At 45.2% G+C, this 19,778-nt stretch carries 17 protein-coding genes; 13 read left to right on the forward strand and 4 right to left on the reverse strand.

Going from position 1 to position 19,778, the window contains the following annotated elements:
• Positions 1-140: 140 nt before the first annotated feature.
• From ACXABW_RS01915 to tldD, 8 genes are all read left to right on the forward strand, one after another.
• Entirely contained in the window at positions 141-1,184 is a 1,044-nt protein-coding gene (locus tag ACXABW_RS01915; RefSeq protein WP_047047440.1) for a rod shape-determining protein, read from the forward strand.
• A 67-nt stretch (positions 1,185-1,251) separates the two neighbouring features.
• Positions 1,252-2,139: a rod shape-determining protein MreC gene (gene mreC / locus ACXABW_RS01920; RefSeq protein WP_252029316.1), complete on the forward strand. Its 888-nt coding sequence runs from the start codon at positions 1,252-1,254 to the stop codon at positions 2,137-2,139.
• Entirely contained in the window at positions 2,129-2,617 is a 489-nt protein-coding gene (gene mreD, locus ACXABW_RS01925) for a rod shape-determining protein MreD (RefSeq protein WP_252029318.1), read from the forward strand. Before mreC ends, mreD begins: the two co-directional genes overlap by 11 nt.
• 12 nt (positions 2,618-2,629) lie before the next feature.
• Positions 2,630-3,190 carry a Maf family protein gene (locus ACXABW_RS01930; protein ID WP_252029320.1) on the forward strand — a complete coding sequence of 187 codons (561 nt, stop codon included), beginning with the start codon at positions 2,630-2,632 and terminating at the stop codon, positions 3,188-3,190.
• A 20-nt stretch (positions 3,191-3,210) separates the two neighbouring features.
• Complete coding sequence (gene rng, locus ACXABW_RS01935) at positions 3,211-4,680, forward strand: ribonuclease G (RefSeq protein WP_252029322.1); 1,470 nt, start codon at positions 3,211-3,213, stop codon at positions 4,678-4,680.
• Positions 4,681-4,690: 10 nt separating this feature from the next.
• The gene (locus tag ACXABW_RS01940) at positions 4,691-8,566 is read left to right on the forward strand and encodes a YhdP family protein (RefSeq protein ID WP_457523738.1); all 3,876 of its coding nucleotides are present in this window, start codon (positions 4,691-4,693) and stop codon (positions 8,564-8,566) included.
• Between the two features lie 22 nt (positions 8,567-8,588).
• Positions 8,589-9,419, forward strand: coding sequence for a carbon-nitrogen hydrolase family protein (locus tag ACXABW_RS01945; protein ID WP_457523739.1), 831 nt, complete (start codon positions 8,589-8,591; stop codon positions 9,417-9,419).
• Complete coding sequence (gene tldD / locus ACXABW_RS01950; protein WP_457523741.1) at positions 9,416-10,861, forward strand: metalloprotease TldD; 1,446 nt, start codon at positions 9,416-9,418, stop codon at positions 10,859-10,861. The genes ACXABW_RS01945 and tldD overlap by 4 nt, the downstream gene beginning before the upstream one ends.
• Positions 10,862-10,955: 94 nt before the next feature.
• Here the strand turns inward: tldD and arcA are convergent, their stop codons facing one another.
• Positions 10,956-12,176, reverse strand: coding sequence for an arginine deiminase (gene arcA / locus ACXABW_RS01955; RefSeq protein WP_252029329.1), 1,221 nt, complete (start codon positions 12,174-12,176; stop codon positions 10,956-10,958).
• 581 nt (positions 12,177-12,757) lie between these two features.
• Between arcA and rraB the strand changes: the two genes are divergently transcribed.
• Positions 12,758-13,177, forward strand: a complete 420-nt coding sequence (rraB, locus tag ACXABW_RS01960; protein WP_457523743.1) for a ribonuclease E inhibitor RraB — start codon at positions 12,758-12,760, stop codon at positions 13,175-13,177.
• A gap of 66 nt (positions 13,178-13,243) precedes the next feature.
• On the opposite strand, the gene ACXABW_RS01965 is transcribed toward rraB, so the two are convergent.
• Positions 13,244-13,474 (reverse strand): hypothetical protein, encoded by a 231-nt coding sequence (locus tag ACXABW_RS01965; RefSeq protein WP_252029360.1) that lies wholly within the window; start codon positions 13,472-13,474, stop codon positions 13,244-13,246.
• A gap of 210 nt (positions 13,475-13,684) precedes the next feature.
• On the opposite strand from ACXABW_RS01965, the gene epd reads away from it, so the two are divergent.
• The 4 genes from epd (at position 13,685) to mscS (ending at position 18,478) form a co-directional block, all read left to right on the forward strand.
• The gene (gene epd, locus ACXABW_RS01970; protein WP_457524931.1) at positions 13,685-14,731 is read left to right on the forward strand and encodes an erythrose-4-phosphate dehydrogenase; all 1,047 of its coding nucleotides are present in this window, start codon (positions 13,685-13,687) and stop codon (positions 14,729-14,731) included.
• A gap of 149 nt (positions 14,732-14,880) precedes the next feature.
• Positions 14,881-16,041: a phosphoglycerate kinase gene (locus ACXABW_RS01975; protein WP_252029362.1), complete on the forward strand. Its 1,161-nt coding sequence runs from the start codon at positions 14,881-14,883 to the stop codon at positions 16,039-16,041.
• A gap of 170 nt (positions 16,042-16,211) precedes the next feature.
• A complete protein-coding gene (fbaA, locus tag ACXABW_RS01980; protein ID WP_252029364.1) occupies positions 16,212-17,288 on the forward strand; it encodes a class II fructose-bisphosphate aldolase in 1,077 nt (358 codons plus the stop codon).
• 323 nt (positions 17,289-17,611) lie between these two features.
• Positions 17,612-18,478 (forward strand): small-conductance mechanosensitive channel MscS, encoded by an 867-nt coding sequence (gene mscS / locus ACXABW_RS01985; protein ID WP_252029366.1) that lies wholly within the window; start codon positions 17,612-17,614, stop codon positions 18,476-18,478.
• Positions 18,479-18,572: 94 nt separating this feature from the next.
• Here mscS and ACXABW_RS01990 read toward each other — a convergent pair whose 3' ends face one another.
• Positions 18,573-19,055 carry a YbaK/EbsC family protein gene (locus tag ACXABW_RS01990; RefSeq protein ID WP_457523745.1) on the reverse strand — a complete coding sequence of 161 codons (483 nt, stop codon included), beginning with the start codon at positions 19,053-19,055 and terminating at the stop codon, positions 18,573-18,575.
• A 6-nt stretch (positions 19,056-19,061) separates the two neighbouring features.
• Complete coding sequence (locus ACXABW_RS01995; RefSeq protein WP_252029370.1) at positions 19,062-19,691, reverse strand: LysE/ArgO family amino acid transporter; 630 nt, start codon at positions 19,689-19,691, stop codon at positions 19,062-19,064.
• Positions 19,692-19,778: the final 87 nt, after the last annotated feature.

The following is a 19,778-nucleotide window of genomic DNA, read 5'->3' on the forward strand; positions in this document are numbered from 1 at the left end:
TATTTGCCCTAAGTAAGGAAACTGTTAGAAATTGCGGGTTTTAGTCCATGTTTGCGCTTCAATGCCTTGCTGTGATGGCAAGGCATTGGTACATTTAGTGCAATTTTTATCTTCTAATTCTTGCAGGACGAGCGAAGAATATGTTTAAAAAACTTCGTGGCATGTTTTCAAATGACCTATCAATCGATTTAGGTACTGCCAACACACTTATTTACGTAAAAGGACAAGGTATTGTCCTCGACGAACCTTCAGTAGTTGCTATTCGCCAAGACCGTGCACGTGCCGGTAAAAGTGTTGCGGCTGTAGGCCATGCCGCTAAGCAAATGTTAGGTCGTACGCCTGGTAACATTTCTGCTATTCGTCCAATGAAAGACGGTGTTATCGCTGACTTCTACGTGACTGAAAAAATGCTTCAGCACTTCATCAAGCAAGTTCATGACAACAGTGTTCTGAAACCAAGCCCACGTGTTCTTGTTTGTGTTCCTTGTGGCTCTACTCAAGTTGAGCGACGTGCCATTCGTGAATCAGCACTAGGTGCTGGTGCTCGTGAAGTTTACCTCATTGATGAGCCAATGGCGGCAGCAATTGGTGCTGGCCTGCGCGTTTCAGAGCCAACGGGTTCGATGGTTGTCGATATCGGTGGTGGTACTACTGAAGTCGCAGTTATCTCTTTGAACGGCGTGGTTTACTCTTCTTCTGTTCGTATCGGTGGCGACCGCTTTGATGAAGCGATCATCAACTATGTTCGTCGTAACTACGGCAGCTTGATCGGTGAAGCTACGGCAGAAAAGATCAAACACGAAATCGGTTCAGCTTACCCAGGTGATGAAGTTCAAGAGATTGAAGTTCGTGGTCGTAACCTAGCGGAAGGTGTGCCACGTAGCTTTAGCTTGAACTCAAATGAAATCCTTGAAGCACTGCAAGAACCTTTAACGGGTATTGTATCGGCAGTGATGGTTGCACTTGAGCAATGTCCACCAGAACTTGCTTCTGATATCTCTGAAAATGGCATGGTTCTGACTGGCGGTGGTGCGCTGCTGAAAGATCTTGATCGCCTTCTGACTGAAGAAACCGGTATCCCAGTGGTTGTGGCAGAAGATCCTCTAACGTGTGTTGCTCTTGGTGGCGGTAAAGCGTTAGAAATGATCGATATGCACGGCGGTGATCTGTTCAGCGAAGAATAATCACGCTTTTAGGTCTAGGCTTAATTCTAGCCTAGACTGAACAACCGAAAACTAGGATCTCTATAGAATGAAGCCGATATTTGGCAGAGGACCTTCACTTCAATTTCGCCTGTTTCTAGCGGTCATTTTATCAGCCAGCCTTATGCTGGCTGATAGTCGTTTAGGCGCGTTTTCAAATGTACGCTATTTTTTAAATAGCTTGGTCGCTCCTCTGCAGTATGCAGCTGATATGCCTCGTTTAATGTTCGATGGCTTTTACGAGAATTTTAATACTCGTAAAAACTTGCTGGAAACCAACCGTAACCTAAAGCGTGAAGTGCTGAGGCTGAAGAGCGACATGATCTTGCTCGAGCAGTATCAGGAAGAAAATAAGCGCTTTCGTAAGCTACTAGGCTCATCTTTTGTGCGTGATGAAAAGAAAGCAGTCACGGAAGTGATGGCTGTGGATACCACACCGTACCGCCGTCAAGTCGTGATCGATAAAGGCCGAATTGATGGAGTATATGAAGGGCAACCGGTTATCAATGAAAATGGTATTGTGGGCCAAGTGACTTTTGTCGCTGCACACAATAGTCGCGTGTTACTTCTTACCGATAGTAATAGCGCTATCCCTGTTCAGGTGATACGAAATGATATCCGAGTGATTGCATCCGGTAGCGGTAATATTGAAACCATTCAGTTAGAGCATATTCCTATCAGTACCGATATTCAGGAAGGCGATTTACTTGTGACATCTGGCCTTGGTGGTGTGTACCCAGAAGGATACCCAGTGGCACATGTGTCCAAAGTAGATCGTGATACTCAACGTGAATTTGCAGACATCAGTGCGGATCCTGTGGTGGACTTTGAACGACTCAGATATCTACTGCTTGTTTGGCCTAATGAGTCTCGAGTAGAAAGGGCAATGCAGCCTTCCTCTGAAGAAAGTATAGAGGAGGTGCCAAGTGACCAATAATGTACTTAGAACCAAGCTGGTTATTGGCTGCTCGTTTTTAATTGCTCTTATCCTACAGACTATCCCATGGCCGGGAATGTTAGACCTGCTTCGCCCGTCATGGCTTCTATTGGTCGTGTGTTACTGGGTATTGGCCGTCCCTCACCGTGTTAACGTGGGAAGTGCGTTGATTCTCGGTCTTCTATGGGATCTGTTACTCGGTTCAACGCTAGGTATTCGCGGCATGATGATGTCGATAGTGGTGTATGTGGTCGCGCTCAATTTCCTTGTCCTGCGAAATATGGCGCTATGGCAGCAAGCCATCGTGATCGGTTTACTGTCGATGGCCTTAGAAGTGTTGATCTTCTTCGGTGAATACCTAATACAAGATGTCGCGTTTAATCCACTTTCTCTGTGGAGCGGATTGATCAACTGTATACTTTGGCCATGGATGTTCCTGCTTATGCGACGGGTTCGCCGTCATTGGCATGTGAAGTAGGGGCCATTGGTTATGACTAAATTAGTACTTGCTTCAGGCTCACCTCGTCGTAAAGAATTGCTTGCGCAATTAGGCTACACCTTTGACGTTGCGAGTAATGACGTTGAAGAACGACGAGAGCCGGCTGAGTCGCCATTCCAGTATGTTAAGCGTTTATCGAAAGATAAAGCTCTAGCTGGGGTTGCGGCCCAAGATAATGACAGTGTGGTCATTGGCTCCGACACTATCGTGGTTCAAGACGATCAAGTTTTAGAAAAGCCAAAAGACTTTGCGGATGCAAAGCGAATGCTATTAGGCCTTTCTGGTAAACAGCATCAAGTAATGACCGCTGTTACGGTAGCAAACACACACACATTTCGCTCGGTAGTTGTGACTACCGACGTATGGTTTAAACCCTTGTCAGAAAAAGAGATCGAACAATATTGGCAAACAGGGGAACCATGCGATAAAGCTGGCAGTTATGGGATTCAAGGTTTAGGTGGACGATTTGTCACTAGAATCGAAGGCAGCTACTACGCTGTAGTAGGCTTGCCGTTATTTGAAACTGACCAGCTCTTGCAAGAATTCTTATAAATTATAATTGAGGTGCGCTCATGAGTGCAGAGTTGCTGTTAAACGTTACGCCGAGTGAAACTCGCGTGGCGATGATTGAAGGCGGGGTTCTTCAAGAGATTCATATTGAGCGCGAAGCCAAGCGTGGCATTGTTGGTAATATCTATAAAGGTAAAGTCAGCCGAGTGCTACCGGGGATGCAAGCAGCTTTCGTTGATATTGGCCTAGATAAGGCCGCTTTTCTGCATGCTTCCGATATTGTCCCTCACACTGAATGTGTGGCGGAAAACGAGAAACAGCAATTCCAGGTTCGTGATATTTCTGAATTGGTTAGACAAGGGCAAGACATTGTTGTGCAAGTGGTGAAAGACCCACTTGGAACAAAAGGCGCGCGCTTAACCACTGATATTACTCTTCCATCTCGCTACTTAGTTTTCATGCCTGGTGCTAGTCACGTTGGTGTATCGCAACGTATCGACAGCGAAGCCGAAAGAGATCGCCTCAAAAAAGTCGTAGCAGATTACTGTGACGAACACGGCGGCTTTATTATTCGTACCGCCGCAGAAGGGGCTGATGAAAAAGAGCTGTCTCAAGACGCTGCTTTCCTCAAGCGTTTGTGGTCTAAAGTGCTTGAGCGCCGCAGCAAATACAAAACTCGTGCAACGCTGTATGGTGAGTTAGGTCTATCTCAGCGAATCTTGCGTGATTTTGTGGGCACTGAATTGAACAAGATTTTAGTCGATTCACGTTTGGAGTTCGAAAACCTACGTGAATTTACCTCTGAGTACGTTCCTGAGTTAACCGACAAGCTGGAGCTCTACGAAGGTGATAAACCTATCTTTGATATGTACGACACCGAAAATGAAATTCAGCGTTCATTGGAACGCAAAGTAGAGCTCAAATCTGGTGGTTACTTAATCATTGATCAAACCGAAGCAATGACCACGGTAGATATCAATACTGGAGCATTTGTTGGTCGTCGAAATTTAGAAGAAACCATCTTCAATACCAATGTTGAAGCGACTCAGGCTATTGCTCGACAGCTCAGGTTGCGCAACCTAGGTGGTATCATCATTATTGATTTCATCGATATGATGTCTGAAGAGCATCGTAAACGTGTAATCACCTCTTTGGAGGCTGCACTGGACAAAGATCGCGTTAAAACCAACATCAATGGTTTCACTCAGCTTGGCCTGGTGGAAATGACGCGTAAGCGCACTCGCGAAAGTATTGAACATGTTCTGTGTTCTAGCTGTCCAACTTGTGAAGGACGTGGCAGTGTGAAAACGGTGGAAACCGTATGTTTTGAGATCTTACGTGAAATCACTCGCGTGAATAGAGCTTATGACGCAGACAAGTTTGTTGTTTATGCAGCCCCAGCAGTTGCAGAAACGCTTGAAGGTGATGAATCACATGCTCTTGCTGAACTGGAAGTCTTTATTGGCAAACAAGTTCGCATCCAAGCAGAGCCGCTATACGTCCAAGAGCAATTTGACGTCGTTATGATGTAATGGAAGTTTTGTGAGCCTAAGTTTTACTCGTATTTCACGCTTTATTCTCTGGTGTGTGGTGACATTTTTGGTGATTCTCGCCATTGCTGTCACCGCGCTGCGCGTGACGCTACCACAACTCAATCGCTTTCAAGGTGAGATACAAACGTGGGTCACCCAAGTCAGTAGCATTGATTTTAAAATCGAGAGCGTGACGGGGTTTTGGCGTAACACCCATCCTTCAATTTCACTTCAAGGCATAACTGCTCAGCTACCAGACAACTCTGAAATCCACTTTTCGACGGCAAAGCTGGATATTGAGTTTGATTTGATCCAATCACTCTTTCGCATGCAACCGGTTGTCGCCGACTTAACTATCCATCAGTTGAAGCTGGATGTGAGCTCAGTTGATCTTCTCAACTCTAAAAACGGCGAAGGCAGCAGTTCTGAGCAAGATAGCGATACGCTTACAAAGATTGATCGCTTATTCTTAAGGCAACTTGATGATTTCTCACTGCTAGACTCAAATATCATCTATAAAGCGTTGGATGGTGATACTCGTCAGTTAGATATCGAAAAACTTCGCTGGCAAAATGATGGTAGTAATCACCAAGCGGAAGGGGTGGTCAGCATCCCTGATACGACGCTAAACTCTATCTTGGTTAGTGCAGACTTTACCGATCATGGCTCGTTGAATGATGTATCGGGTGATTTCTATGTATCAGCAGAAAATATTCTGATTACGCCTTGGTTAAGTGAGTACCTACAAACTGAAACGGGAATTGAAAAAGGCCAGGTTAGTTTTAGCAGTTGGATAACCCTTTCGCATAACCAGCCGATAGATGCTTATGTTGAACTTCGTCCTTCTGAGCTTACTTGGACGGAAGGCTCACAGCACGAACTTATCATTGAATCAGGGGTTGTTAAGCTCCTTCCTGTTGAAAATGGTTGGGTAGTAAACGCCCATTCACTGAACCTTCGTACCGACGACACACAATGGCCTGAGCTAGATGCCGCGTTTGAATGGCAGCAGGGCGAATGGCGACTCAATGTGTCTCAACTCGACATTGGCGCTATTACCCCGCTGGTTAAGCTTGCGCCGGACTCAAATAAAACCTCTGAGCTGCTCGATAAATTCCAGTTGGGCGGTTTACTTGAAGATTTAAGAATCTCACAAGGCAAAGCCGCAGATTCACTTCGTTACTCGGCGTCTATCTCAAATGGTGCAATGGCGCAGTGGGAGCTGTTACCAGAAGTGCATCATTTAGGCGCGAAAATTACAGGTAACACCGAACAAGCTAAAGCATCGGTTACTTTGATTGATGATGTATTGCCTTATGGTGATGTGTTCCAAGCACCATTGAACATCCGCCAAGCCCAGGTCGATATTGTGTGGCAAAACAATCCAGATGGCTGGTCGCTTTGGGCTGATAAGGTCACTGGTGCAACACCAGACTTACAAGTCTTAGGTGCATTTCGCTTAGATTTCCCTGAAGGTCGTAGCCCATTTTTATCTTTTTATGCGGAAGCGGATCTTTATAACGCGAGCCAAACGTGGCGTTACTTGCCGACATTAGCGATGGGGCAAAGCCTTACTGACTACCTTTCTACGGCTATTCAAGCCGGTAAAGTCGACACAGCAAAACTGCTTTGGTACGGCGAGCTAGGTGATTTCCCGTACAGCGATAACAACGGTATGTTCCAAGCTTGGGTTGGGTTAGAAAATGCCAAGTTCAGCTTCGATACTGCTTGGCCACCGATCACTGATTTACAGCTGGATCTGCTGTTTGAAAACGATGCGATGCATTTGGACTCACGTGATGCGACTTTGATGGATGTGAAAGCCAGTCGGATTACAGGGCGAATCCCAGTGTTGGAAGGCGGCGGGCATATTGAAATTGAAGCCAGTGCTGTCGCTCAAGGCAATGCTGTCCGAGATTATATGACAGCCTCACCGTTGGTGGATTCTGTGGGGGCTGCACTTACCGCGATTCAAGTTGGTGGGGAAGTGAGCTCTAGCTTTCAGCTATATATCCCGTTTGATGGAGAACGAGAATCTAGAGCTTGGGGCTATGCTGAGTTGCAAGATAATCATGTTGAGATTGATGCGCCGCCAATGACTTTAGAATCAGTGAGTGGCCGCGTTGAATTTGATAATGATGTCGTTAATGCCGCGGGGTTGTCTGCGAACCTATTAAGCCAACCTATCTCGATTGATTTTTCTAGTGAAAATGCTGGTTCTGGTTATGCGGTCGATATTGACGTGCTGGGTGATTGGGACATAAAACCACTTACACCCTATGTGGGTGAGCATCGACTAGGGTTATTGTCAGGACATGCGCCATGGCAAATGGACGTCAATATTCAGCTAAATGACGTGGGTTTTACTTATCAGATCGATTCGGTTGCCGATTTGAAAATGCTGAAAAGTGACTACCCTTATCCATTGACAAAATCAGTCAATGAAACAGGGCAGGCGCGATTACAAGCATCGGGTAACCAAGAGTCAATCACTGCTCGCCTGCAGCTGCCGAATGCGAAATACCAAGCGGAAATTGATATTCGCCCGGAGACACCGGTTCTAACCGCATCTAACTTGGTGGTGGGCAAAGGTAACTTCCGAATTAGCCCTGTTGTTGGCCACCATGCTCAAGTGCGAACGGATAAGTTTAACCTTGATGATTGGCTGAGTATTTCGAACAGTAAATCTGAGCCTAAGCAAAAAGCCAAACTCGATGAACTGAATACCCCTACCATCCCGCTTCCGCAGCGAGTGAAGATGAATGTGGGAGAATTGACGCTCGCCAATATTGAATGGCATGACGTGGACTTCTCTGCGCGAAAGAAAAACTTAGGCTGGTACTTTGAATTGCAAAGTCAGGAGGCATCGGGCGAAGCGAATTACATCGAACCGTATGACCTATCTGTGTCGCTCGATAACTTACACATCTATCTGCCTGCACTAGACCGTGAATTAAAAGATAAATCGTTACTGAGTGCTCATGCTCAGAAGTCGGGAGCAATTTCGTCTTTTGACCGCGAGTTCCATGATGCTATGCCAAACTTAACCCTAGCTATCGATGATTTCTGGCTGCAGGGGTACAAAGTAGGCAAGGTCAATGTCGATTTGCAGCGCCAAGGCGATAAGCTCGAGTGGAAGAAATTCTCGGTACGAAGCGGCAGTAACGCCATTGATATTACAGGCGCTTGGGAATTAACTGATGAGCGTAGCCATACCAATTTTGATGTGACATTGAGTGGTGAAAACAACAGTGATTTGATGGAGCGCTTTGGTATCAGCTCTGGTATTCAAAAAGCCCCGTTTGATCTTGATGCGCAGCTTGAATGGGAGGGCGCCCCTTGGTCTATGAGTGTGTCGAGTTTATCCGGTACAGTGAAATCGAAGCTCGGCAAAGGCATTGTTTCTGATGTCAGCGGCGCGGCGCGCTTGTTAGGATTATTTAGTCTAGATTCTATTATCCGGAAAATGCAGCTCGACTTCTCTGATGTATTTGATGGTGGTATGGCGTTTAACTCGATTACAGGCAGTGGCGAAATTCGTAACGGTATATTCGTGACCAATGACATTACCATGGACGCCGTTGCTGGTGAGATGAACATTAAGGGTCTTGCTGATCTGAATACGAAAACCGTAGACGCATCGGTGAACTTTATTCCTGATGTCACATCCGGTATACCAATGCTGACGGCATTTGCGGTCGCACCGCAAACCGCGTTGTATGTTCTAGCGATTACTACCGTGATATCGCCAGTGGTTGAAGTCTTTACTCAGGTTAACTATGAAGTAAAAGGACCACTTGATAATCCTGTGGTGAGCGAACTTTCTCGTAGCAAAGGTGAGTTTAAACTTCCGGAAGAGTTACGTAAGGACGCACAAGCAAAGTAATAAAGGTAGAGTGGGTAATAACATGGAAAGTGTTGGTCTGATCCAAATGACCTCTGGCCCAGAGCCACTGCAAAACATAGCGTATATTGAACAAGAAGTGACACGATTGGCCGAGCAAGGAGCAAAGCTAATCGTGACACCAGAAAATGCACTGGTGTTTGGTAATAAACAAGATTACCACTTGTGCGCCGAACCTCTTGGTAGTGGAGAGCTGCAAGACCGGCTGAGCCAATTAGCTGCAAATAACAAAATATGGTTATTGGTTGGCAGTATGCCAATTGCCACACTAAACGGTGTGACAACAACGAGTCTGTTGTTTAATCCGGATGGCCGCCTTACTGCACATTACGATAAACTGCATATGTTTGATGTCGATGTCGAAGATGGCCATAAACGCTACCGAGAATCAGAAACCTTTTCTGCCGGTAATCAAGTGGTTACCGCTGAGACATCGCTAGGCATCTTAGGTTTATCCATTTGCTACGATGTACGTTTTCCACATCTTTACTCTGAATTGGTTCAGAAAGGGGCACAGATCTTAATTGTACCTGCGGCGTTTACTGCCGTTACGGGCAAAGCGCATTGGGAAACTTTGTTGCGTGCTCGAGCAATAGAAACGCAAGCATGGGTAGTCGCTGTCAATCAAACCGGTGTTCACCCGTGTGGCAGAGAAACATGGGGTCATTCAATGGTGATCTCTCCGTGGGGGGAAGTCATTTTAAGCTTAGCGGGAGAAACTGCGAGCGCCATTACTGAAATCGATTTAGCAATCGTCGAAGATATTCGTAAAAACATGCCAGTGGGTCAACACACTCGCTTTGAAAATACATTTAAAACTAAGAGCAGAATATGACAATTAATCGCATTGAAGATGCACTGCTAAGTCCAGCAGGTCTGACAGAGCAAGACATCGCAGATACTCTTGCCAGTATAGCTACCCGTCAGATTGATTATGCGGACATTTACTTTCAATCGAGCTGGCATGAGTCTTTGGTGCTGGAAGACAGCATCATTAAAGATGGTTCATTCAATATCGATCGTGGTGTCGGTGTGCGTGCTGTCACAGGGGAGAAGACAGGCTTTGCCTACTCAGATCAAATCCAATTGGAAGGCCTGAAACAGAGTGCAATCGCAGCTCGTGGTATTGCCCAACAGGGGCAAAATGGCAAAGTTCAAGCGTTTAAGCGCAACGAAAACCAGACTTACTATGATGCGGTTAACCCTCTAGATAACTGGCAGAAGCAGCAAAAGACTGAATTGTTGAAAGAGCTGGATGCGTATATCCGAACCAAAGAGCCTTTGATTCAAGAAGTATCGGTGAGCCTGAGTGGTGTTCATGAACAAATGTTAGTGGCGGCGACCGACGGGACTTACGCAGGCGATATTAGGCCATTGGTTCGTCTTTCTATTAGCGTGTTAGCTCAGAAGGGCGATCGCCGTGAGCGTGGTAGCGCAGGTGGTGGTGGTCGATTTGGCTACGATTTCTTCTTAGGTAGCCAAGAAGGGACCCAGATTGCGTACCAGTTTGCCGATGAAGCGATTCGCCAAGCGCTAGTTAACTTGGAAGCGGTGGCTGCGCCAGCCGGAACAATGCCAGTCGTTCTAGGCTCTGGTTGGCCGGGTGTTCTACTGCATGAAGCAGTAGGTCATGGCTTAGAAGGCGATTTTAACCGTAAAGAGTCGTCGGTTTTCTCCGGTAAAGTGGGAGAAAAAGTGACTTCTGATCTTTGTACTATCGTTGATGATGGTACGCTAAAAGATCTGCGTGGTTCGCTTAACGTCGATGACGAGGGCGTGAATGGTCAATACAATACCTTGATTGAAAACGGGGTATTGAAAGGCTATATGCAAGACAAGCTCAATGCGCGTTTGATGGGAGTCAACCCAACGGGTAATGGCCGCCGTGAATCCTATGCACACCTGCCAATGCCACGCATGACCAACACTTATATGTTGCCTGGTCAGCATGCGCCTGAAGAAATCATCTCGACGGTGAAAAAAGGCCTTTATGCACCAAACTTTGGTGGCGGCCAAGTGGATATTACTTCTGGTAAGTTTGTATTCTCTGCCTCGGAAGCGTATCTAATCGAAGATGGTAAGATCACTCGCCCTGTTAAAGGTGCAACGCTAATTGGTTCTGGTATTGAAGCGATGCAGCAAGTGTCGATGGTGGGTAACGACCTCAGCATTGACCGCGGCGTTGGTGTGTGTGGAAAAGCAGGCCAAAGTGTCCCTGTTGGGGTTGGTCAGCCGACCTTGAAGTTGGATGCGCTCACTGTCGGTGGTACTGAGTAACGCCCATCTTTCAACGTACAGTAGATAGAAAAAAGCTGCGAGACGACCTTTCGCAGCTTTTTTATTAGGAGTTATTCTAGGTTACGTTAATTCACTAGATAGCATCACGTTCAATTGGGCAACTCATACAGCGTGCACCGCCACGGCCACGGCCGAGTTCGTTACCTGGAATAGTCAGAACTTCAATCCCTGCCTTGTCGTATTTCTCATTGGTGTACACATTACGTTCATAGCCAATCACAACCCCTGGTTTCACAGTCAGTACGTTATTGGCGTCGTTCCATTGCTCACGCTCAGCTTCGTAGCTATCGCCACCGGTGGTAATGATCTTCAAATAATCTAAGCCAAGCGCTTCTTCAATTGCATGAATGTAACTAGGTACTTTCTCCACCTTCATTTCGCCGTCGTCTTTTGGTGTTAGACGCCAAGTATCAAGATCTTTACGCATGATCTCTGGGTAGACAGAGAAAGTGTCAATGTCCATATGAGTCATTACTGTATCAAGGTGCATACAAGAACGGTGCTTCGGAAGATCTACGGCGATCACTTGCTTGGCCTGACCGTGTTTAAACAGGTTTGCGGCTAGGTTCTCAACACCTTGTGGCGTTGTGCGCTCAGAAATGCCGATCAAAACTGCATCTTTACCAATAACCAGTACATCACCGCCTTCAATGTTAGCGTTGTCGTAGTGAAGGTCTTCATCACCGAAGTATTTAATGAAGTCTTGCCCTGCAAAAACCGGGTGCCAGCGATAAATAGCTCGCAGGTGGTTGGTTTCACGTTGACGCGCAGGCTTCATCATTGGGTTAAGTGATACACCACCATATACCCAACATGAGGTATCACGAGTGAAGAGGTGGTTTGGCAGAGGCTCAATGACAAAATCGAGTGGTCTATGCATTTTAGGCAGCATAGAAGAAGACTTTAGCTTCAATTCAGAATAGGCTAATCCACCCAGCAACACTGTCGCAAGGTGCTCGTTATCCATCTGTGATAAGTAATTACGTAGATCTCTCGCAAAGGTTGGCCCGTAGCGGAAATCGGAGATCTGTGTATTGAGTAGCCACTCACGAGCTTCTGTCACAGCCAATGTTTCCACCAATAGATCGTGCAGTAACAGCACTTCTACGCCTTGCTTGGTTAGCGTATCGGCAAATGCATCGTGTTCTTCACCTGCTGCTTCTACTGCCAATACGTCATCAAACAGAAGTTCGTGACAGTTTGATGGTGTTAAGTGGGTGAGGGCGCGTTCTGGTCGGTTTAACAGTACTCGTCTTAGCTGACCTACTTCAGATCCAACGTACAACTTACTCATTTTGTATCCTTACTTTTGTTCCTGAGCGTATTTATGACAAGCTTGTTATAAAGATGCAAGCCCCTTGTTTAGATTGAGATGCTAACAATTAGTAAACTTTTGGTGGAAAATTAGTCAAAATTAGTCAAAATTAGATTTTTTAGATTTTTAGTCTAATTTTAAGTGGAATCTTCCTAGTGGTATTTTCTGCGTTTCTATTCGTTTATCTCTAGCGGTTGGGAACATATCAATGGAGATAATTGCGCATAGTCATTCACATAAACGCGAGATGTCCGAAAATGTTAACTGTTTATGCAATACCACTCTTGTATAAGCTATGCAGAGCAAATTCATATTCACTCACTTTTACTTGGTTACTATTGCGAGCAGGATAAATACAAAACTCTAAATAGCGGTCAGAGTATCAAATTGTTAAATTTCTGTTTCTGAGAGGTCGATCTGAGGGATTTCAGATTGATCCACTTGTTACTAAGTAAAAAGATGACGACTTGTTGCGGTTGTTGGTGGCATTTCAGCGCGATCCATGCCATATTTCGCCTCAATTGAATTTGATCCTATGACCACTATCTGGAGCAGCACTTATGTCTCATGAAGATGAATATCTATCAGTCGAAGAATTAATTGAGATTCAAAAGGAAGAGACTCGCGACATCGTTCAAGCACTATTAGAAGATGGCAGTGATCCAGATGCGATGTACGAGATCGAACACCACCTGTTTGCAGAAGACTTTGATACGCTAGAAAAAGCGGTAGTCGAAGCGTTTAAGATGGGTTTTGAAGTACTAGAAGCGGAAGAAACGGAAGACGAAGATGGCAACAAGCTACTTTGTTGTGATGCGACTATGCAGTCAGTACTAAATGCAGAAACCATTGATGCTCAAGTTGAAAAACTTATCCATCTTGCTGAGAAGTACGACATCATCTATGACGGGTGGGGTACTTACTACGAAGGTGAAGACGCGTTATACAGCGACGAAGATATGGAAGAAGAAGAGCAGTAATAGCGCCTTCTACTTTTAAAAGACAAAATAAAACCGAGCATATGCTCGGTTTTTTTATGCCCGCAGTTATTCGAACTCATCGCCTTTGTTATCAAGCTGCTTATGGCCACACACCTTACACTTCACGTATCGGTCCATGTTGTAGTAGTGCCCGCCATTGATGAACTCTCTAATAAAAAGAAGAATTCGACCTGTCCAAGTAAACTGTGTGTCGTAACGACTAGGCTTACGAACTAACACTTCACTATGTACAGTTTCTTGTTGGCATTTCTCGCAAAACTGAGTGGCTGTAAACATAGATACCCCTTTCCTTTGGTTGACAAAACTAGGTAAAAAACAGCCGCAGGGTGAGGTTATCCACCACTCACTTGTTAATTATGCATAGGGTTTAATTATAAGTAGTGTGAATTTATTACTATTTTCGTGGCATATCACTCTATGGGTGCGAAGTAGCCGCCTATCAGTTACTATCTGTGACACGTAAATAGAGTAAAGGCGATGGGATCCATGCTAAAAGTCGCGATCAATGGATTTGGGCGTATCGGGCGTAATGTATTGCGAGCGGTATATGAAAGTGGCAAGCACCAACAGATTAAAGTGGTGGCTGTGAATGAACTGGCGCAGCCAGATGCCATGGCACACTTGCTCCAATACGACACCAGTCATGGCCGATTTGGTAAGAAGGTGACTAACGACCAAGAGCATATCTATATTCATCACGGCTTATGTGAGAAAGATAAGAGTGAGTTTGATTCGATTAGAATTTTGCACCTTAGCGATATTGAGCTATTGCCTTGGCGTGATCTTGAAGTGGATCTTGTGTTGGATTGTACTGGTGTTTTTGGTTCGCAAGCCGATGGGCAAGAGCACATCAAAGCCGGTGCGAAGAAAGTGTTGTTCTCTCACCCTGGTGCCAACGATCTTGATAACACCATCATATATGGTGTGAATCACGACACGCTGACTGCTGAGCATAAGATCGTATCGAACGGGTCTTGTACTACTAACTGTATTGTGCCGATCATCAAAGCGCTTGATGATGCGTTCGAAATCGAATCTGGCACCATCACTACCATTCACTCTTCTATGAACGATCAGCAGGTGATCGATGCCTACCATTCAGACCTGCGCAGGACTCGAGCTGCGAGTCAATCCATTATCCCAGTAGACACCAAGTTGCATAAAGGGATTGAAAGGATATTTCCGAAATTTTCCAACAAGTTTGAAGCAATTTCTGTAAGAGTACCGACGGTAAACGTCACTGCGATGGATTTAAGTGTCACAATTAATACAAATGTGAAAGTTAATGACGTAAATCAAACCATTGTTAACGCATCTCAGTGTACATTACAGGGCATTGTTGACTATACTGAAGCGCCGCTCGTTTCTATCGACTTTAATCATGATCCCCATAGCGCGATTGTCGATGGTACACAGACACGAGTAAGTAACGGGCATTTAGTGAAAATGCTGGTTTGGTGTGATAACGAATGGGGCTTTGCGAATCGTATGCTGGATACGGCACTCGCAATGCAGGCATCTGAATCCAAGTAAGGAAAGATGCGTGGAGAAAACTTTATTTCAGACCTTGAAATAAATAAGCGGTATCTCCATATAAGTAACCAGTTTGAAGAATTATTAGGCTCGGCAGGGGTGCCGGGTTTCCAAAAACTTTATTTATTAAATATTTGAGAGGACAAACCATGTCTGTAATCAAGATGACTGACCTGGAACTTGCAGGTAAACGCGTATTTATCCGTGCTGACCTTAACGTGCCAGTAAAAGACGGCAAAGTAACTTCAGATGCTCGTATTCTTGCATCACTTCCAACTATCAAGCACTGTCTTGAAGCTGGCGCGAAAGTAATGGTTACTTCTCACCTAGGTCGTCCTACTGAAGGTGAATACGCTGAAGAGTTCTCTCTAGCTCCTGTTGTTAACTACCTAAACGACGCTCTAGATTGCGACGTTAAACTAGCGAAAGATTACCTAGATGGCCTAGAGCTAAACGCTGGTGAGCTTGTTGTTCTTGAAAACGTTCGCTTCAACAAAGGCGAGAAGAAGAACGAAGAAGAGCTTTCTAAGAAGTACGCTGCACTGTGTGACATCTTCGTAATGGATGCATTCGGTACTGCTCACCGTGCACAAGCGTCAACTCACGGTGTTGGCATGAACGCGCCTATCGCGTGTGCTGGTCCTCTTCTAGCTGCAGAGCTAGAAGCGCTAGGTAAAGCAATGGACAACCCAGAGCGTCCACTGGTTGCTATCGTTGGTGGTTCTAAAGTATCGACTAAGCTAACGGTTCTAGAGTCTCTATCTAAAGTTGCTGATCAACTGGTTGTTGGTGGTGGTATCGCGAACACATTCATTGCAGCAGAAGGCCACAACGTAGGTAAGTCTCTATACGAAGCAGACTTAGTAGAAACGGCTCAAAAGCTAATGAAAGAGTGTTCTATCCCAGTAGCAACTGACGTTGCATGTGCAAAAGCATTCGATGAGAACGCAGAAGCTGAAATCAAGAACGTTGCTGACGTTGCAGATGACGACATGATTTTCGACCTTGGTCCAGATTCAACTGCAGCACTAGCTGAAATCATCGGCAATGCAAAAACTATCCTTTGGAACGGCCCAGTTGGCGTATTCGAATTCAAAAACTTCGAAGCGGGTACTGCAGGCATCTCTAAAGCAATTGCAGAATCAGCTGGTTTCTCAGTTGCAGGCGGTGGTGACACACTAGCAGCAATCGACAAGTTCGGTATCAAAGCTGACGTATCTTACATTTCAACAGGTGGCGGTGCTTTCCTTGAGTTTGTTGAAGGTAAAGTACTTCCAGCAGTAGCAATGCTAGAAGAGCGCGCTAAGTAAAACATTCAAAGCGGGGGAAGAGATTCTCCCGCTTTCTCGTTTGCTGCACTTCACATTTTTTTGCTAGAATAGCGCACGTTGTGAGCAAACGTTTGCCAAAATTTGAACTTAACAAGTTTTGTTATAAAAACGACACTTTTTCTAAATGACGGTTAAATAGGATTAAATCCATGTCTAAGATCTTCGATTTCGTAAAACCAGGTGTTATCTCTGGTGATGACGTACAGAAAGTATTTGAAGTAGCTAAGGAAAACAACTTCGCACTTCCTGCAGTAAACGTTGTAGGTACTGACTCTGTAAACGCAGTACTAGAAGCAGCAGCTAAAGTTAAATCTCCAGTTGTTGTTCAGTTCTCTAACGGCGGCGCAGCTTTCTTCGCTGGTAAAGGCGTTAAACTTGAAGGTCAAGGTGCTCAAATCCTTGGTGCTGTAGCTGGTGCTAAATACGTTCACGCTGTAGCTGAAGCTTACGGTGTTCCAGTTATCCTGCACACTGACCACGCTGCTAAGAAACTACTTCCTTGGATCGACGGTCTACTAGACGCTGGTGAAGAGTTCTTCGCTCAAACTGGTAAGCCTCTATTCTCTTCTCACATGCTAGACCTTTCTGAAGAGTCTCTAGAAGAGAACATCGAAACATGTGCTAAGTACCTAGAGCGCATGGCTAAAATGAACATGACAATCGAGATCGAACTTGGTTGTACTGGTGGTGAAGAAGACGGCGTAGATAACTCTCACATGGACGCATCTGAGCTTTACACTTCTCCAGAAGACGTTGCTTACGCATACGAGAAACTAAACGCTGTTAGCCCACGTTTCACTATCGCTGCATCATTCGGTAACGTACACGGTGTATACAAGCCAGGTAACGTTGTACTAACTCCAACTATCCTACGTGATTCTCAAGCATACTGTGCAGAGAAGTTCGGTATCGCACCTAACGCTCTAAACTTTGTATTCCACGGTGGTTCTGGTTCTACCGAAGCAGAAATCCAAGAGTCTATCGGCTACGGTGTTATCAAAATGAACATCGATACTGATACACAGTGGGCGACTTGGGATGGTATCCGTGCATACGAAGCGGAAAACCGCGATTACCTACAAGGTCAAATCGGTAACCCAACTGGTGAAGATGCACCAAACAAGAAGTACTACGATCCACGCGTATGGCTACGTGCTGGTCAAGCTTCTATGGTTGCTCGTCTTGAGAAAGCATTCGCTGACCTTAACGCAGTAGACGTACTATAATTCGTCTTTACTAAGTTAACGAAAAGCCCGCTCTTCGAGCGGGCTTTTTTGTGCGTGTTACCCAAGCTTTATCCCTATCTTGTCTTATCTTTGTGGATGAATGGAAAAATCTCGCATAATCTAAAAGGTGGCGATGTAAGAATAGTCTGATAACTGATTGTTTTAACAGCTTTTGCAAAAACCTGACTTTGAAAAAAGTAACGATTGATATATCGTGCCGAAAAACTGACACATGTTCAGGAAATTGATATGCTCGTTACTGTTCATAGGACTTTGACGGCAGCTAGATTCATAGCAGCATTTATTTTTAGAGGATACGCGTTATGGCAAACGAATCGACGACGATCGAAACACCATTGGTGGATGGGTTAGAACAAGCTGAACATTGGCTCAGCAATAATTCGGATCTATTGATTCAGTACGGTGTGAATATTTTATCTGCATTACTGATTCTATTTATCGGTAACATCATTGTAAAAGCAGTCGCTAACAGCGTTTCTAAAGTTCTTGAAAAGAAAAACATGGATAAAGCGGTTATCGAATTTATCCATGGTTTAGTGCGTTACCTGCTATTTGTTATTGTATTGATTGCCGCTCTAGGGCGTGTTGGTGTTCAGACTGCATCTGTGGTTGCGGTTATTGGTGCCGCTGGTTTAGCCGTTGGCTTGGCACTACAAGGTTCATTGTCTAACTTTGCTGCTGGTGTATTGATTGTGGCATTCCGCCCATTCAAATCAGGTGACTACGTAGAAATTGGCGGTGTTGCTGGTAGCGTAGAGTCTATTCAAATCTTCCAAACGGTCTTAACGACTCCTGATAACAAGATGGTCGTTGTACCGAATGGTAGTGTGATTGGTAGCCCAATTACTAACTACTCACGTCACGAGACGCGTCGTATTGATTTGATGATTGGCGTTTCTTACGGCGCTGATTTACAGAAAACAAAAGAACTGTTAACTAAGATCTGTGAATCTGACGAGCGTGTTCTACAAGAGCCAGGAGTACAAGTTGGTGTGCATACCTTGGCAGACTCTTCGGTAAACTTTGTGGTTCGCCCTTGGGTGAAAACAGCGGATTACTGGGATACCTACTTTGACTTGATGCAGGCAATTAAAGAAGGCCTAGACAATGAAGGCATTGAAATCCCATTCCCACAAATGGATGTTCATTTAAATAAAGTTGAAGCGTAATCGAAGTATTATGCTGTGATAGAAAAAGCGAGGCATTTAGCCTCGCTTTTTTAATGTCTGCCACTATTCAATCTATTCGCACATAGGGGAGCTGCTACATCTCGATAACCGGATTATCGATTTCAGCCAGTAGTGTAGGTAGTGCTTGTCCAGCAAAGCCAAAGGTAACTTCCGGATGCCCAGGTGTATAAAGGATTTCCTGGCAGGTGTATAACCTTGTATCTACAACGATAGGGATATCGCTTGATAGCGCAAAGGGGCTGACGGCTCCTGGTACGCAGCCTGTCTGCTCAATCATTTCGTCATCACTGCAAATTGATGGTCGCTTACCTAGCAACGTCTTCAGTGCTTTTGCATCAAAGCGAGTATCTTTGTCGGTTAAGTACAGCGCGTAACCAGTGCCTTTTAGTTTCAAGAATAGGCTTTTGCTGTGTGTTCCTGTCCAGCCAAGTCGCTCTGCCACCAACACATCAGTAGCGAAATCAAGGATTGGTTCATGTCGCCACTCTTGAAACGGCACTGATGTTTGCTCAAACAGGCAAATGTTTTTCTGATAAATATGCTCTAACTGGATCATGATTCCTTACCAATATTGAGTGACGAGTTGATTGGTGAGCACCGCAGCAATGGTAAACATCATCAGTGCGACACCAATATCTATCGCTTGTTTTACTTTCGGTTTAGATAACGTTGGCCCAAGTTTCGCGGCGCCCATCGATAAACTATAGAACCAGACGAAAGACGCTAAGATGGTACCAATCGCGAACGAAATACGCTCTTCACCTTCAAACTGGCCGCCAATCGAACCTAAGATGACCACTGTATCCAAGTACAAATGCGGGTTCAATACCGTCACGGCGAGTGCGCCGAGAATCACGGTTCTCTTACCGCGGGCAATGACCTCGCTGTTGGATTCACTTGCATCTGCCCCCTTAAATGCACTACGCAGAGATAATGCCCCGTAAACCGATAAAAATGCGATGCCTCCTAAGGTAACGCCAGTAAGCAAGACTTCATTCTGCGACAGAATCGCGCCGCCACCAAATATACCCAGAGAAATAAACAGTGTATCGAGCAAGCTACAAATAGTGGCTGTCGTAAGGTGATGATTACGTTTGATCCCCTGATTCAGAACATAGGCATTCTGCGCTCCGATTGGAATAATCATACTGGCACCCAAACCAAACCCTTGTAGCAAGACCCAAAAACTCACGATACACCTCAATGCTTTGTTCAAATAAGGGCTGAACGATATCGCTTAGTGGTAGATAAGTATAATTAATGATATTAATGCATCATA

It is taken from the genome of Vibrio paucivorans, from assembly GCF_054053395.1.